General features: G+C 55.2%; 1 protein-coding gene. It reads left to right on the top strand.

The genetic code is table 11. The features are described 5' to 3' along the window. Positions 1-90: 90 nt before the first annotated feature. Positions 91-286, top strand: a 196-nt coding sequence (locus RR877_RS10660; protein ID WP_332628259.1) for a hypothetical protein, incomplete at its 3' end; no start/stop codon positions are given.

Here is a 286-nt window from a genome sequence, read left to right as displayed (position 1 = left end):
GGTTATGCCCACAACCTAGACAGTGATTCTTTGTTTCACCTGTTAAGAATCGAGTATACACGCCTGTATGCGCAGGCTCCTCGGTCGGCCGTGATACCGTATGAAGGTTCTTGGCACGCTGCCAAAAAGGGGGAACGTCCGCTTTTGTTCGTCAATGCCGAAGCGCTTGCAGTGGGGGAGGCCTGCCGCTTCCTTGGGCTTGAGCGCGGGGGAGATGCCAACGATTCCCTCGATAGTGTTGTCATCGAGCTAGAAGTGCTCTGGTGTATCGCTCTTATGGCTGCCG

Origin of the sequence: Aurantimicrobium sp. (assembly GCF_036667855.1) — a bacterium.
Taxonomy (GTDB): domain Bacteria; phylum Actinomycetota; class Actinomycetes; order Actinomycetales; family Microbacteriaceae; genus Aurantimicrobium.
This window is presented reverse-complemented; position numbering and strand designations above follow the sequence as displayed.